This window comes from Variovorax sp. FW301-JW7 (assembly GCF_058788795.1).
In genome coordinates, this window is the sequence record NZ_JBYTBC010000002.1 from 491,368 (window position 1) to 505,616 (window position 14,249).

A 14,249-nucleotide genomic window follows, 5' to 3' on the forward strand; every position below is an offset into this window, starting at 1 on the left:
AAGAAAAAAGGGGCTGCCGGTTCGACCCGTTCGGGCCTACCGCGATGGCGTGTGCAGCACGGCCGACAGCAAGGTGCGTGTGTATGGGTGTTGCGCGTGGGCAAAAAGTTCGGCGGGCTGGCCGCGTTCCACGATCTGGCCCTTGAACACCACGCACACCTCGTCGCACAGGTGGTTGACCACGGCGAGGTCGTGGCTGATGAGCAGGTAGCTGATGCCGAACTGCTGCTGCAGGTCCTGCATGAGGTTGAGCACCTGGGCCTGCACGGACACGTCGAGCGCGCTCACGGGCTCGTCGGCGACGATGAGCTTGGGCCGCGTGATGAGTGCGCGCGCGATGGCGATGCGCTGGCGTTGGCCGCCGGAGAACTCGTGCGGGTACTTGTCGAGGTCGGTGGTGCGCAGGCCGACGGCGGCGAGTGCTTCGGCAGCGCGTTCGCGCTGCTCGGCGCGGCGCGTTTCGGCGAGCGCCTCGAGCGGCTCGGCGACGATGCGTGCGACGGTCTGGCGCGGGTCGAGCGAGCCATACGGGTCTTGGAACACCATCTGGAAGTCGCGCCGCGCGGTGCGCAGCTCGGCCTTCGAGAGCGCGTGCAGGTTGCGGCCTTCGAGCGCGACGCTGCCCGAGGTGGGCGTGTCCAGCGCCATCACGAGGCGCGCGATGGTCGACTTGCCCGAACCCGATTCGCCGACGATACCCACGCTCTTGCCGGCCTGCACGCTGAAGCTCACGCCGTTGAGCGCCTTCACGGTGGGCGGCGGGCCGAAAAGCTTTTCGCGCGGCAGGGCGTAGTGCCGGACGAGGTCGGTCACCTGCAGCAGCGGGGTCGAAGAGGAAGACGTCGAAGTCATCGGGGTGCTCATGCGGCGGCCAGCGTGGCGTGCGCGGCGACGGCGTCTAGGTGCAGGCAGCTCACCGCATGGCCGTTGGGTTGGCGGGCCACCGGCGGTTTCGTGGTGTGGCAGGCGTCGGTCGTGAAGTCGCAGCGGCCCGCGAAGCCGCAGCCGCGCGGAATGTCGACCAGCTCGGGCACGCTGCCGCGGATGGTGGGCAGCCGGCCCGCGCGCACGGCGCCGAGCGCGGGGCGCGCCGCGAACAGGCCGCGCGTGTAGGGGTGGGCGCGGTCGGCAAAGACCGTCTCGGTCGGGCCGCTTTCCACGGCGCTGCCGCCGTACATCACGAGCATGCGCTGCACGCTGCTGGCGATCACGCCGAGGTCGTGCGAGATGAGGATCAGCGCCATGCCCATTTCGGCGACCAGGCCCTGGATCAGGTCGAGCACCTGCTTCTGGATCGTCACGTCGAGCGCGGTGGTGGGCTCGTCGGCGATCAGCAGGTCGGGGCCACAGGCCAATGCCATCGCGATGCCGATGCGCTGGCGTTGCCCGCCGGAGAACTGGTGCGGGTAGGCGTCGAGGCGCGAGGCAGCGTCAGGAATGCCGACGCGGTCGAGCAGGTCGAGCGCTTCCTTGCGCGCCTGCGCCTTGGTGAGGCCGCGGTGCAGCATCAGCGGCTCGCCGACCTGGCGCGCGATGGTGTGCACGGGGTTCAGCGCCGTCATCGGCTCCTGGAAGATCATGCCGATGCGGTTGCCGCGCAGCTGGCACATCTGCTTCTCGGGCAGGCCGACGAGTTCCTGTCCGTCGAGCTTGATGCTGCCGGTGACCTTGGCGGTGGACGGCAGCAGGCCCATGAGCGACATCACGGTGATCGACTTGCCGCAGCCCGACTCGCCGACGATGCCCAGCGTTTCGCCGCGCTCCAGCGAGAAGGAAATGCCGCGCACGGCTTCGGCCGGCCCGCGTTGCGTCTGCAGGCCGATGTGGAGGTCGTTGACTTCGAGAAGGGGCATGGCGGTCTACCTTGCGCGGGCCAGGCGCGGATCGAGCAGGTCGCGCAGACCGTCGCCCAGCAGGTTCAGGCCGAGCACCGCGAAGGCGATGGCCATGCCGGGGAACACCGCGAGCAGCGGCTGCTGGAACATGAGGGTCTGGGCTTCGCTGAGCATGCGGCCCCATGACGGTTGCGGTGGCTGCGTGCCGAGGCCGAGGTACGACAGCGCAGCCTCGGCCAGGATCGCGATGGCGAAGCGGATGGTGATCTGCACGATCAGCACGGCCGAGATGTTGGGCAGCACGTGCTGCATCGTGATCGCGAACGATCCCTTGCCGCAGGCGCGTGCGGCGGCCACGTACTCGCGCGACCAGATCGCGTTGGCCGAAGCGCGCGTGATGCGTGCAAACGTCGGGATGTTGTAGATGCCGATCGCGATGATGGCGTTGACGATGCCGGCACCGAACACGGCGGTCATCATGATCGCGGAGAGGATGGCGGGGAAGGCGAGCGTGAAGTCCGACAGGCGCATCACCGCTTCCTCGACCCAGCCGCGTCGGGCTGCAGCCAGCAAGCCCAGCGCCGTGCCGACCACGAGGCCGATGCCGACGGCAATCACGCCCACGAGGATGGAGGCGCGTGCGCCCACCAGCAGCAGCGAAGCCACGTCGCGCCCGAAGGCATCGGTGCCGAGCCAGTGCGTGGCCGAAGGACCCTGCATCTTGTTCGCCATGTCCATCGCGTAGGGCGACCAGGGCGTCCAGACGAAGGAGATCAGTGCCGCCAGCAACAGCAGCAGCGCGAACACGCCGCCGATGACGAAGCTGCGGTGCTTGACCGCGCGGCGCCAGAAGCCGGGCGCGAGGGGCGCGGCGGATGCGGGCACGGAAGGGGAGAGGATGGCGCTCATATGTCGCTCGCCTTGATGCGCGGGTCGATGACGGCATAGAGCACGTCGACCACGAAGTTCACGATGACCACCATGGCCGCGAGCAGCATCACGCAGTTGCGCACCACGATCAGGTCGCGGTTGCTGATGGCCTGGAAGATCAGGCGGCCCAGGCCCGGCAGGTAGAACACGTTCTCCACCACGATGGTGCCGGCCAGCAGCTCGGAGAACTGCATGCCCATGACGGTGATGACGGGGATCATCGCGTTGCGCAGCACGTGGGTCCACAGCACCATGCGCTGCGACACGCCCTTGGCGCGCGCCGTGCGCACGAAGTCTTCGCGCATCACCTCGAGCACGGCCGAGCGTGTGATGCGCGCAAGGATCGCGGCTTGCACCACTGCGAGCGACAGCGCCGGCAGCAGCAGCGATTTCAATCCCGCGAAGATGCCTTCGCCCCAGCCTTCGAAGCCGCCGGCAGAGAACCACTGCAGCTGCACCGAGAACACGAGGATCAGCAGGATCGCGAACCAGAAGTTGGGGATGGCGATGCCGACCTGGGCCATGCCCATGAGGCCGACGTCGCCGAGCTTGTTGTGGCGTGCGGCAGCCGTCACGCCTACGAGCAGGGCGATGACGACGGTGAGGGCCATGGCCATCACGGCCAGCGGCACGGTGAGGGCGAGGCGCTCGAGGATCAGGTCGATGACGGGCGAGCTGTAGGCATAGCTGTCACCCAGGTTGCCAGTGAGCAGGCCACCGATCCAGTGCCAGTAGCGCGTCCAGGCGGGCTGGTCCAGGCCGAGCTTGGTGGCCAGGGCGGCGACGGCGTCGGGCGAGGCGTCGGGGCCCATGAGCATCTGCGCGGCATTGCCGGGGAGAATTTCGAGCACCAGGAACACGATGACGGACGCGCCGATCAGCGTGCCGATGAGCGTCAAGGTGCGCTTGAGCAGGAACAGGCCCATGGTTCAGTGGCTCCGTTGTTTGTCGCTGTTCAGGGCGTGTGCCCAGGCCACCGGGTACTTCCCTCCGCGAATGTCCCCCGGCCTGCGGGCTTTCGCCCCTCCTCCTTGGTTTCGCTGCGGGAAGCACCCAGTGCCCTGAGCACGGGGGCACGCTGCGGGTGTGCGCAGCGCGTTTCGCTTCCTGCGAAAAAGAGGGTCGGGAGGCGTCATGCCGAAGCGATGCACTCGGCAATCGCGCGGCCCACGTCCACCGTGTTGGCGGTGCCGCCCATGTCGCGTGTGCGCGGGCCTTCGCTGAGCACGGTCTCGATCGCCGAGAGCACGGCCGCCGAGGCCTGTGCGTACACGGGGTCGTTGTCGCCCAGGTGGTCGAGCATGAGCGCGGCCGACCAGATCTGGCCGATGGGGTTGGCGATGCCCTTGCCCGCGATGTCGGGTGCCGAGCCGTGCACGGGCTCGAACAGCGAGGGGAACTTGCGCTCCGGGTTCAGGTTGGCGCTGGGCGCGATGCCGATGGTGCCGGTGCAGGCCGGGCCCAGGTCGGAGAGGATGTCGCCGAACAGGTTGGAGGCCACGACCACGTCGAACCAGTCGGGGTGCTGCACGAAGTGCGCGCACAGGATGTCGATGTGGTACTTGCTGGTGGCCACGTCGGGGTAGCGCGTGGCGATCTCGGCCAGGCGCTCGTCCCAGTAGGGCATGGTGATCGAGATGCCGTTCGACTTGGTGGCGGCCACCAGGTTCTTGCGCTTGCGGCGGTTGGCGAGCTGGAACGCGTAGTCGATGATGCGGTCCACACCCACGCGGGTGAACACGGCTTCCTGGATCGCCATCTCGCGCGGCGTGCCTTCGAACAGGCGCCCGCCCACCGAGGTGTATTCGCCTTCGGTGTTCTCGCGCACCACCAGGAAGTCGATGTCGCCGGGCTTGCGGTGCGCCAGCGGGCCGGGCACGCCGGGCATCAGGCGCACGGGGCGCAGGTTGACGTACTGGTCGAAGTCGCGGCGGATCTTGATGAGCAGGCCCCACACGGCGATGTGGTCGGGCACCTTGGCGGGGTCGCCCACGGCGCCGAAGTAGATGGCGTCGTGGCCCTGGATCTTGTCGGCCCAGTCGGCCGGCATCATCAGGCCGGTGCGCACGTAGTGGTCGGAACCCCAGTCGAAATGGTCGTACACGAAATCGATGCCGAAGCGCCGACTGACCGCGTCGAGCACGCGAAGGCCCTCGGGCATGACTTCGACGCCGATGCCATCTCCGGGAATGACGGCAATCCTGTGCTTTTGCTTCTGCTGCATTGACTCAACCTGTTCCTGAACCGTTTCGATAAGAGCGCCGACGCTTGTGGCGCCGGGCCGTCAAAAAATTCTAGGAGCGGGTGGGGCGTGCGCGATGGGGGTTGGCACCCACCGGGCATTGACAAAAAGCGAAGGCCAAAACGCCAGAACACGGCGGAAGATAAGCAATTGATGGTCATCGAACTGACTTGAGCTTCGAAAAATTAGAAGGCATCGGGGGCTGAAAACCCGCACCCGGGCACCCGCCGAAAGGGCCTGCGTACCATCGTGCCCATGCGAACACTTCCACTCCCCACCGGCGGCGAGATGCCGGTTCTCGGTCTCGGCACCTGGCGCATGGGCGAAGACGCCACCCGCCACGCGGCCGAGGTGGCCGCGGTGCGCGAGGCCATCGGCCTGGGCTACCGCCTGATCGACACGGCCGAGATGTACGGCGAGGGCGGCGCCGAGACCGTGGTCGGCCAGGCCGTGGCCGAGGCGCTGCGCGGGGGCGATGTGCAGCGCGAAGACCTCTTCATCGTCAGCAAGGTCTACCCGCACAACGCGAGCCGCCGCGGCACGGGGCAGGCCTGCGAGCGCAGCCTGGCGCGGCTCGGGCTGGAGCGCATCGACCTGTACCTGCTGCACTGGCGCGGCAACCACCCGCTGGCGCACACGGTCGAGGCGATGCACGAACTGGTCGCGGCCGGCCGTATCGCCCACTGGGGCGTGAGCAACTTCGACACCGACGACATGCAGGAGCTGGCGCAGGTCATCGGCCAAGGCCCGGCCTGCGCGGCCAACCAGGTGTACCTGTCGCTCGGCGAGCGCGGCCCCGAGTTCGACCTGCTGCCCTGGCAGCGTGAACGCGGCATGCCGCTCATGGCCTACAGCCCGATCGACCAGGGCGCGCTGGCGGGCGACGAGGCGCTGGGCCGGCTGGCGGCCGACCTCGGCGTGAGCGCCGCGCAACTGGCGCTGGCCGCGGTCATCGCGCGCCCGGGCGTGGCGGCGATTCCGAAGGCGGTGCGCCGCGCGCACCTGAAAGAAAACAGGGCCGCCGCCGAGCTGCAGCTCGATGCGACGACCCTGGCGGCGCTGGACCGGATCTATCCGGTGCCGAAGCGCAAGACGCCGTTGGCGATGATTTAGTTAAAGCACGGTTCGGCTTAGTGCGCGTCGGCGTGCTTGGCCGCCGCGATCACCGCCTCTTCGTCGTGCTTCGCACCGTTGAGGAACAGGTTCAGCAGCACGGCCGTGATCGACGCCAGCAAAATGCCCGACTCGATCAGCGAGTGGATCGAGTGCGGCATCCACTGCTTGAAGTTGGGGGCGATGAGCGGAATCATGCCGACGCCGATGGCCACGGCGACGATCATGGCGTTGTGGCGGTTGGTCTTGAAGTCCACGCCCGACAGGATGCGGATGCCGGTGGCGGCCACCATGCCGAACATCACGAGGCCCGCGCCGCCGAGCACCACGGTGGGCAGCGACTCGACCAGCGCGGCCATCTTCGGCAGCAGGCCCAGCACGATCAGGATCACGCCGCCGGCCACGCAGACATAACGGCTCTTGATGCCGGTGACGGCCACCAGGCCCACGTTCTGCGAGAAGCTCGTGTACGGGAAGGTGTTGAAGATGCCGCCGATGAGCGTGCCCAGGCCGTCGGTGCGCAGGCCCTTGGCCAGGTCCTGCTGGCTGATCTTGCGCTCGGTCATTTCGCCCAGCGCGAGGAACATGCCGGTCGATTCGATCATCACGACGATCATGATGAGCGTCATCGTGAGGATCAGGATGGGGTCGAACAGCGGCATGCCGAAGTGGAAGGGCAGCACGATGTCGACCCAGGCGGCCTTGCCGACCTTCTCGTAGGTCATGAGGCCGGTGATCGACGCCACCACCGCGCCGATCACGATGCCCAGCAGCACCGAGATGTTGGCGATGAAGCCCTTGGCGTACTTCACGATCAAGAGGATCGACACCAGCACCAGCGCGGCCACGCCGAAGCCCGACAGGTCGGCGTACTTGGGGTTGGGCACGGTGGGCATGATCGCGAAGCCCTTGGGCACCGCGGGGATCGAGCTGCCCGGCGAGGTGACCTCGGCCAGCCACTTGGCGTACACCGGGTCGACCAGCGCAGGCGCCGTCGGGCCCACGGGGTTGCCGAAGATCCAGTTGATGCCCACGCGCATCAGGCTGATGCCGATGACCGCGATGATCGTGCCCGTCACCACCGGCGGAAAGAACCGCAACATGCGGCTCACCAAGGGCGCGATCAGTATCGATATGACCCCCGCGCCGATGATGGCGCCGAACAGCAGCTGCGCCCCGTTCTGCCCGGGGTTGGCGTTGGCGATGGCGACCATGGGCGCCACCGAGGCGAAGGTCACGCCCATCATCACGGGCAGCTTGATGCCGAACCACTGCGTGGCGCCCAGCGCCTGGATCAGCGTGGCGATGCCGCAGCAGAACAGGTCGGCCGAGATCAGCAGCGCGACCTCGTCGGGCGAAAGCTTGAGCGCGCGGCCCACGATGAGCGGCACCGCGACGGCGCCTGCGTACATCACGAGCACGTGCTGCAGGCCGAGGGCCGCGAGCTTGCCCGAAGGCAGGCGCTGGTCCACGGGATGGACATTGCTGGAAAGGGAATCTGCCGTCATCGTTGTCTCCTGGCGCGGCGAGGGGAACGGGAGCAGTGATGCGCGTCGGAGGGCCGTCGCGCACACCAGTTGTGTACGCGAAACTGTATACAATTTATGCGGCAATCCAGATTCAGGTAAACCCGAATCCGGCGAAGAAGCGCTGTGGGAGGCGCGCGCCGGGGCATCCGGCGGTTCGGCCGGCGCTCAGGTCGTGGGGGTGGAGCGCATCAGCGACGCGCGGGCTCAGCGGTTCAGGCCAGCAGCGCCTTGACCAGGTCGAGCTGGCGGTCGGGCTTCTCGGTGCCCAGTTCGAGGCTCGCCTCGATGCGTTCGAGGTGCTCGATCATGCAGGTCACGGCCGCTTCCACGTCGCCCTTGCGGCACAGGCGCAGGAAGTCGGAGTGCTCGTCGGACGAGCAGTGCGGGTCGTTCGACGAGTGGTAGAGCATCGCGATCAGCGAGCTGCGCGCCACCAGCTCGCGCACCATCTCGGCCAGCGTGTGGTTGCCGGTGGCTTCGGCCAGCGCCACATGGAAGTCGCCCAGCAGCTTCTCGCGCACCGTGCCCATGGTGCTCTGGCGCAGCGCGGTGCGTTCGAACTTGATGTGCTGCTCGAGCGTCTGGTAGTCGCGAGGCCGCGCATTGGCGATGAACAGGCGCACCACCTCGCGCTCCAGGATGCGGCGCACCGCGAACACCTCGCGTGCCTCGTCCACCGTGGGTTGGCAGACGAAGGCGCCCTTGTCGGGAATCATCTCGATGAGCTTGTCCTTCGACAGCATCAGCAGCGCCGCGCGCACCTTGGTGCGGCTCACCGAGTAGACGCGGCCCAGCGCCTCTTCGCGCAGCCAGGTGCCGGGCGGCAGGCGCTTCTCGACGATCGCGGTGGCGATGTCGTTGGCGATGCTCTCGATGGAACTGCTCTTGTCGGCCGGCGCCGTGCCGTTCTCGGCCGTTTCGGCAACGGGGGCGGCGGAAGGGACGGAGGGTTTGGAACTGGCGCGGGGCATCCGCCGATTGTGGCTCAGCGCGTGAGCGTGAAGGCCTCGAGCGCGCCGATCATGGGCTTGGGCAAGGGCCTTGCCAGCTCGCCGCGCTTGCTGGTGCGCAGCTTCAGCGCCACCAGCGATTCGACGAGCTTGGTGCCGGCGGCCACGCCGTCGATCACCGGCACGCCGAGCACCTGCTCGATGTGCGCGCACAGGTCGGTCATGCCGGCGCAGCCGAGCACGATGCAGTCGGCGCCGTCTTCTTCGAGCGCGCGCCGGCATTCGTCGACGATGCGCTCGCGGGCGTTGGAACCCGGCTCTTCCAGCTCGAGCACCGGCAGCTCGCAGGCGCGCACGTTCGCGCAGAAGCGCTCCATGCCGTAGATCTCGGCCAGGTGCCAGGCCTGGCCCATGGTGCGACCCAGCGTGGTCACCACGCTGAAGCGGCTGCCGATCATGCTGGCCAGGTGCATGGCGGCCTCGGCGATGCCCACCACGGGGCCGCGCGCCAGCTCGCGTGCGGCCTTCAGGCCCGGGTCGCCGAAGCAGGCGATCACGTAGCCGTCGATGCCGTCGCGCTCGCCCGCGGCGATCTCCTGCAGCAACCCCGGCACGGCCAGCGCCTCGTCGTAGTGGCTCTCGATGGAGACCGGCCCCATGGCCGGGCTCACGGCCACGATCTCGGTGCCGGCGTGCGCCACCGCGCGGGCGCAGGCACCGATCTTCTCGGTCATGCTCCAGGTGGTGTTGGGGTTGATGATCTTGATGCGCACGGCGCGGTCCCTTTCTTACTCTCTACAGTTTCAAGTCTTGTTGTTGCGGTTCAGCAGCACGTACAGGATGAAGCCCAGGCCCATGCCGATGAACCACGCATAGTTGGCGGCGCCGCGCAGCGTCGGCACCATCACGCACAGGATGGGCACGAGGGCCGAGGGCACCAACGCCTGGATCGCCTTCGGGTTGTAGCCGCCGCTGTACCAGTACTGGCCTTTGGGGCTCATCGTGTAGAGCGCGTCGACGTCGATGCGCTGCTTGCGCACGATGTAGTAGTCGGCAATCAGGATGCCGAACAGCGGCCCGATGAACGAGCCCAGCACGTCCAGCGTGTAGTGGATGACCTCGGGGCTGTTGTAAAGGTTCCAGGGCGTGAGAAACACCGAGCCCACCGCGGCGATCATGCCGCCCGTGCGCCAGCTGATGTGCTGCGGCGCCACGTTCGAGAAGTCGAAGGCCGGCGACACGAAGTTGGCCACGATGTTGATGCCGATGGTGGCGATCATGAAGGTCAGCGCGCCCAGCACCACGGCTGTGGTGCTGTCGATCTTGCCCACGGTGTGCACCGGGTCGGTGATCAGTTCACCAAAAACGGGCAACGTGGCCGCCGTGGTGATCACCGTGAGCAGCGAGAAGAACACGAAGTTGACCGGCAGGCCCCAGAAGTTGCCCTTCTTCACCGCGTCGAAGCTCTTGCCGTAGCGCGAGAAGTCGCCGAAGTTGAGCATCGGACCGCTGAAGTAGCTCACCACCAGCGCGATGGCCGAGAGCATCACGGGCAGCGCGTCCCAGCCCTGGAACTTGATGCCGCCCAGGTTCAGGTCGATGTTGCTCCAGCCGGCCTTCCACACCAGCCAGCCGCACAGCACGGCCATCACCACGTACACGGCCGGGCCGGCCCAGTCGATGAACTTGCGAATGGCTTCCATGCCGTGCCAGAACACGAAGGCCTGCAGCACCCACATGACCATGAACGCCACCCAGCCCAGGGCCGAGAGGCCGACGAAGCCGTACTGCGCCACGTCGGCGTACGGCGCCAGGCCCGGCGCCATGTGCAGCGCCAGCACCATGAAGGCCGCCGAGGCGAGGTAGGTCTGCACGCCGTACCAGGCCACCGCGATCAGCCCGCGGATGATGGCCGGGACGTTGGCGCCCAGCACGCCGAACGAGGCGCGGCACACCACGGGGTAGGGCACGCCGGTCACCTGGCTGGGCTTGGCCACCAGGTTGCAGAAGACCTGCACGATCACGATGCCCACCAGCAGCGCCACCAGCACCTGCCAGCTCGACAGCCCCAGCGCGAACAGGCTGCCGGCCGTGATGTAGCCGCCCACGCTGTGCACGTCGGACATCCAGAACGCAAAGATGTTGTATTGCCCCCAGGTCTGCTTCTTCAGCGGGGCGAGGTCCTCGTTGGTCAGGCGCGGGTCGTAGCCCGGCTTGATGAGGGCATTCGATTCCGCGTGCGGCGCGATGCCGGCTTCGCTGGCCCCCGCGGGGGCATGGCTGGCGACTGTGCTCATGGTCTTTCCTCGTACTTGGTTGGGATGAGGGACTTTTTGACGCAAATTTCGCGCCGTCTTTATGGGTGCGTTATTTGTATACAAAAATTGAACCCAATCAAGACCATGCGGGGAATCATATATCCGTAGATTCCCTGATGCGAGGCGGGCCGGGGCAAAGAAAAAGCGCCATGCCCCGCGAGGGACATGGCGCCTTGGAGGCCGGGGCGAGGGTGGCACCGCCTACTGCGCCGCCACCTTCACGAACACCGGGTTCGAATAGAACCACAGGTCGTTGTAGTTGCGCGCATTGATCGCATTGAAGCGCGTGACCGGGTCGTCGCCGGCCGGCGTGGGCGTGCGTGCATCGAACAGCGGCTCGCCGCCCGCCGTTTCGTTCGGCACGTCGGTGCCCAGGTTGGTGCCGCGCAGGCGGAAGTACTGGTTGTTGCCGGCCTTCACGGTGTAGCTCACCGCGAAGTAGCCTTCGGTGTCGAGCGTCCAGTCGGCGCGGGTGAAGCGCTTGACCACGCGGGTCGTCGGGTTGGTGTCGCGTGCGTAGCCGGGGGTGCCCGGGAGTTCGCGGCCGGTCACGTCGCCGGCGATGAGGTCGATGTGATCGACCACCGGCTTCACGTTGGCGTACACGCCGCTGCCGAGCTGGTACTCGAAGTTGTTGCGCTCGGGGCTCTTGAAGCGAATGGTGATCTTCAGGTCTTCGCCAGGTTTGGCGCTCACTTCGGCGCCCATCTCGCCCGCGCCCTTGGCGCTTTGCACCTTGAAGTCGAGCGCGTTGATGAGGCTGCCGTTGACTGCGAACAGCTTGCCTGAACGCATCGCCGTGAGCAGCGACTTCGGGTCCTTGATGTCGCCCCAGAGATGATTCTTCGCGTACTCGCCGGGCGCGTAGCCGCTGCTGTACAGGCCCTTGGAGGTCGTGAAGTGGTAGTCGGAATCGGCCACGTTCCAGATGCGGCGGCCTTCGGACAGCAGGGCGTCCCAGGTGCCGCCGAGCTTGGCGACGAGGTAGTCGACGCCGCCGTAGGTGCGCGAGGGCAGGTTGGCCGGCGTGTAGTCGCTGGCGTAGCCGCCGCGGTCGGGCTCCATCTGGTTGCCGACCATGCCCTCGAGCAGGAACGCGATGTCGGGCGCGGTGTCGTTCATCTCGCGCAGCTGGGCGGCGGTGTACTTGCCGGTGTTGCGCGACGGGTGGTTGATCTGCAGGTAGCTGGAATCGGGGTAGTTCTTCTTGAGCCAGGCGATGGCCTTGATCACGTCGTCGTGCGTGGTGAAGGCTCGGGCGTCCTTGGCGTTCCACGCCGCGACGTCGGCGGCCGGGAACAGCGCGGGGTCGCGGTTGGTGAACAGGTATTCGAACTGGCTCACGGCCTTGAGCGCCGCGTCGGACATGGGGCTGTCGGTCAGGATGCCGACGTTGCCGTGGTCGTGCGTGGCCATGTCCCACTCGAAGGACGCGAAGATCGTCTTGTCGGTGTACTTGCCGCCGGCCTGCAGCGCCTTGATGCGCGGCACCTGGTAGTCGGCCATGCCCTTCGAGAACGGAATCTGCGCCGGCAGCTTGCGGCCGTCGTTGTCATAGGAAGACATGCGCAGGTGGTCCGACAGCGCGACCCAGTCGAGGCCGAAGCTGTCGAAGGCCTTGGCGAGCACCTGGTCGAGCGTGGAAATCTGCTGCGTGTCCTCCGACTGGATGGTGTGGACGTGCAGGTCGCCCACGGTCCAGCGGCCGGCGGGCTCGGCCGGTGGCGGCGGTGGTGTGGCGGGCGAGGGTGCCGGTGCGGGGGCCGGCGGTGCGATGGGCAGGCCGGCGAACGGCGCACCGCCGCCGGAGCCGCCGCCGCAGGCGGTCAGCAGGGCCGCGCCGAGCGCGAGGGAAGAGAAAAGCGTGGTGCGAAAGCGGGGTGCGGGAGGCAGGATTTTCATGGCGACACAAGCAGCAACGGCCAGCGCATGGCTGGCCGTCGCATCGGGATTTCAACGAGGCGGATGGCGTGAAAGCGCATCCGCCGGAGAACCCCGGAGTCTGAAATCCTGTCGTGACGCTTCGATGAAACTGCGATGAAAGTTCACACCCAAAGGCGTGTACTTTCAACGGCTTGCGCGCGTTCAGGCCAGCAGGTCGCTCAGCGTGCGCGCCACCACCTTGGTTGCGCGGCGCAGGTCTTCGAGCACCACGCGCTCGTCGCTGCGCTTGGCGTGCGACTCGAGCACGGTGCGCGGGCCGGCGCCGTAGATCACGCCGGGAATGCCGGCCTCGACGTACAGGCGCACGTCGGTGTACAGCGGCGTGCCCATGGCCTTGATGGGTTCGCCGAACAGCTCGCCGCCGTGCTTCTGGATCGCGTCGACCAGCGGTTGGTTGCCGGCCAGCGGCTTCATCGAGTTGGCGAGCAGCATGCGCTTGATCTCGACCGTGATGCCCGCGCTTTCGGCGGCGGCATCGGCGATCACCTGGCGGATGTTGGCTTCGACCTCGACCGGGTTCTCTTCGGGGATCATGCGGCGGTCGAGCTTGAACACGACCTTGCCGGGCACGACGTTGGTGTTGGTGCCGCCCTCGATGCGGCCCACGTTCAGGTAGGGGTGCGTGATGCCCTCGACCTTCGACGTGACCTGCTGGTAGAGCGTGTTCTGCGCGTACAGCGCGTTCAGGATCTTGGTGGCGCCCTGCAGCGCGTCGATGCCGGTGGTGGGCACGGCGGCGTGGGCCATCTTGCCGTGCACCGTGACTTCCATCTGCAGGCAGCCGTTGTGGGCGGTGACCACTTCGTAGCTGAAGCCGGCCGCGATCATCAGGTCGGGCTTGGTCAGGCCCTTCTCGAGCAGCCAGCCCGGGCCGAGGATGCCGCCGAACTCTTCGTCGTAGGTGAAGTGCAGCTCGATGCTGCCCCGGGTGGGCTTGGCCACGGCCTCGAGGGCGCGCAGCGCGAAGGTGAAGCTGGCGAAGTCGCTCTTGCTGACGGCGGCGGCGCGGCCGTACAGGCTGCCGTCGACGATCTCGCCGCCGTACGGGTCGTGCGTCCAGCCTTCGCCGGGCGGCACCACGTCGCCGTGGGCGTTGAGCGCGACGGTGCGGCCACCGTTGCCGTAGGTGCGGCGCACGATCAGGTTGGTGATCGATTCGAGGCCGTAGTCCTTCACCTCTTGCGCGGGCACGGCGTGCTTCTCGGCGTCGAGGCCGAAGTCCTTCAGCAGCTCGGCGGTGCGTTCGGCGTGCGGCGCGTTGTTGCCGGGTGGCGTGTCTGTGGGCACCTGCACCAGTTGCTGCAGGAATTGCACTTCCTCGTCGAAGTGGGCGTCGATCCAGGCGTCGAGTTTGGCGTAGTCGGTCATGGTGGTTGTTCTTGTGGGGT

General features: G+C 67.3%; 12 protein-coding genes. 1 reads left to right on the forward strand and 11 read right to left on the reverse strand.

Annotated elements, in window-relative coordinates:
- Positions 1–36: 36 nt before the first annotated feature.
- The 5 genes from AC3WQM_RS07310 to AC3WQM_RS07330 form a co-directional block, all read right to left on the reverse strand.
- Positions 37–864, reverse strand: coding sequence for an ATP-binding cassette domain-containing protein (locus AC3WQM_RS07310; protein ID WP_492677588.1), 828 nt, complete (start codon positions 862–864; stop codon positions 37–39).
- Positions 861–1,853 (reverse strand): ABC transporter ATP-binding protein, encoded by a 993-nt coding sequence (locus AC3WQM_RS07315; protein ID WP_070061677.1) that lies wholly within the window; start codon positions 1,851–1,853, stop codon positions 861–863. The genes AC3WQM_RS07310 and AC3WQM_RS07315 overlap by 4 nt, the downstream gene beginning before the upstream one ends.
- Positions 1,854–1,859: 6 nt before the next feature.
- Positions 1,860–2,744, reverse strand: coding sequence for an ABC transporter permease (locus tag AC3WQM_RS07320; protein WP_159274476.1), 885 nt, complete (start codon positions 2,742–2,744; stop codon positions 1,860–1,862).
- The gene (locus tag AC3WQM_RS07325) at positions 2,741–3,691 is read right to left on the reverse strand and encodes an ABC transporter permease (protein ID WP_070061679.1); all 951 of its coding nucleotides are present in this window, start codon (positions 3,689–3,691) and stop codon (positions 2,741–2,743) included. The genes AC3WQM_RS07320 and AC3WQM_RS07325 overlap by 4 nt, the downstream gene beginning before the upstream one ends.
- A 206-nt stretch (positions 3,692–3,897) precedes the next feature.
- On the reverse strand, positions 3,898–4,989 hold the full coding sequence (locus AC3WQM_RS07330; protein WP_492677590.1) for a tartrate dehydrogenase: 1,092 nt from the start codon (positions 4,987–4,989) through the stop codon (positions 3,898–3,900).
- 273 nt (positions 4,990–5,262) lie between these two features.
- Here AC3WQM_RS07330 and AC3WQM_RS07335 point away from each other — a divergent pair, with 273 nt between their 5' ends.
- Entirely contained in the window at positions 5,263–6,120 is an 858-nt protein-coding gene (locus AC3WQM_RS07335) for an aldo/keto reductase (protein ID WP_492677592.1), read from the forward strand.
- A gap of 17 nt (positions 6,121–6,137) precedes the next feature.
- Here AC3WQM_RS07335 and AC3WQM_RS07340 read toward each other — a convergent pair whose 3' ends face one another.
- The 6 genes from AC3WQM_RS07340 to AC3WQM_RS07365 all read right to left on the reverse strand — a co-directional run bounded on the left by AC3WQM_RS07340 (position 6,138) and on the right by AC3WQM_RS07365 (position 14,229).
- On the reverse strand, positions 6,138–7,628 hold the full coding sequence (locus AC3WQM_RS07340; protein WP_492677594.1) for a nucleobase:cation symporter-2 family protein: 1,491 nt from the start codon (positions 7,626–7,628) through the stop codon (positions 6,138–6,140).
- Positions 7,629–7,861: 233 nt separating this feature from the next.
- Positions 7,862–8,620, reverse strand: coding sequence for a GntR family transcriptional regulator (locus AC3WQM_RS07345; protein ID WP_489061959.1), 759 nt, complete (start codon positions 8,618–8,620; stop codon positions 7,862–7,864).
- A gap of 14 nt (positions 8,621–8,634) precedes the next feature.
- Positions 8,635–9,372, reverse strand: coding sequence for an aspartate/glutamate racemase family protein (locus AC3WQM_RS07350; RefSeq protein ID WP_492677596.1), 738 nt, complete (start codon positions 9,370–9,372; stop codon positions 8,635–8,637).
- Positions 9,373–9,402: 30 nt separating this feature from the next.
- Positions 9,403–10,896 (reverse strand): NCS1 family nucleobase:cation symporter-1, encoded by a 1,494-nt coding sequence (locus tag AC3WQM_RS07355; protein ID WP_492677598.1) that lies wholly within the window; start codon positions 10,894–10,896, stop codon positions 9,403–9,405.
- 222 nt (positions 10,897–11,118) lie between these two features.
- Positions 11,119–12,819, reverse strand: coding sequence for a CehA/McbA family metallohydrolase domain-containing protein (locus AC3WQM_RS07360; protein ID WP_492677600.1), 1,701 nt, complete (start codon positions 12,817–12,819; stop codon positions 11,119–11,121).
- A 183-nt stretch (positions 12,820–13,002) separates the two neighbouring features.
- Entirely contained in the window at positions 13,003–14,229 is a 1,227-nt protein-coding gene (locus AC3WQM_RS07365; protein WP_492677602.1) for a M20 family metallopeptidase, read from the reverse strand.
- Between the last annotated feature and the right edge of the window lie 20 nt (positions 14,230–14,249).

Coding starts and splice junctions, on each gene's coding strand:
- AC3WQM_RS07310 (WP_492677588.1), bottom strand. CDS start 864: ATGAGCACCCCGATGACTTCGACGTCTTCCTCTTCGACCCCGCTGCTG.
- AC3WQM_RS07315 (WP_070061677.1), bottom strand. CDS start 1,853: ATGCCCCTTCTCGAAGTCAACGACCTCCACATCGGCCTGCAGACGCAA.
- AC3WQM_RS07320 (WP_159274476.1), bottom strand. CDS start 2,744: ATGAGCGCCATCCTCTCCCCTTCCGTGCCCGCATCCGCCGCGCCCCTC.
- AC3WQM_RS07325 (WP_070061679.1), bottom strand. CDS start 3,691: ATGGGCCTGTTCCTGCTCAAGCGCACCTTGACGCTCATCGGCACGCTG.
- AC3WQM_RS07330 (WP_492677590.1), bottom strand. CDS start 4,989: ATGCAGCAGAAGCAAAAGCACAGGATTGCCGTCATTCCCGGAGATGGC.
- AC3WQM_RS07335 (WP_492677592.1), top strand. CDS start 5,263: ATGCGAACACTTCCACTCCCCACCGGCGGCGAGATGCCGGTTCTCGGT.
- AC3WQM_RS07340 (WP_492677594.1), bottom strand. CDS start 7,628: ATGACGGCAGATTCCCTTTCCAGCAATGTCCATCCCGTGGACCAGCGC.
- AC3WQM_RS07345 (WP_489061959.1), bottom strand. CDS start 8,620: ATGCCCCGCGCCAGTTCCAAACCCTCCGTCCCTTCCGCCGCCCCCGTT.
- AC3WQM_RS07355 (WP_492677598.1), bottom strand. CDS start 10,896: ATGAGCACAGTCGCCAGCCATGCCCCCGCGGGGGCCAGCGAAGCCGGC.
- AC3WQM_RS07360 (WP_492677600.1), bottom strand. CDS start 12,819: ATGAAAATCCTGCCTCCCGCACCCCGCTTTCGCACCACGCTTTTCTCT.
- AC3WQM_RS07365 (WP_492677602.1), bottom strand. CDS start 14,229: ATGACCGACTACGCCAAACTCGACGCCTGGATCGACGCCCACTTCGAC.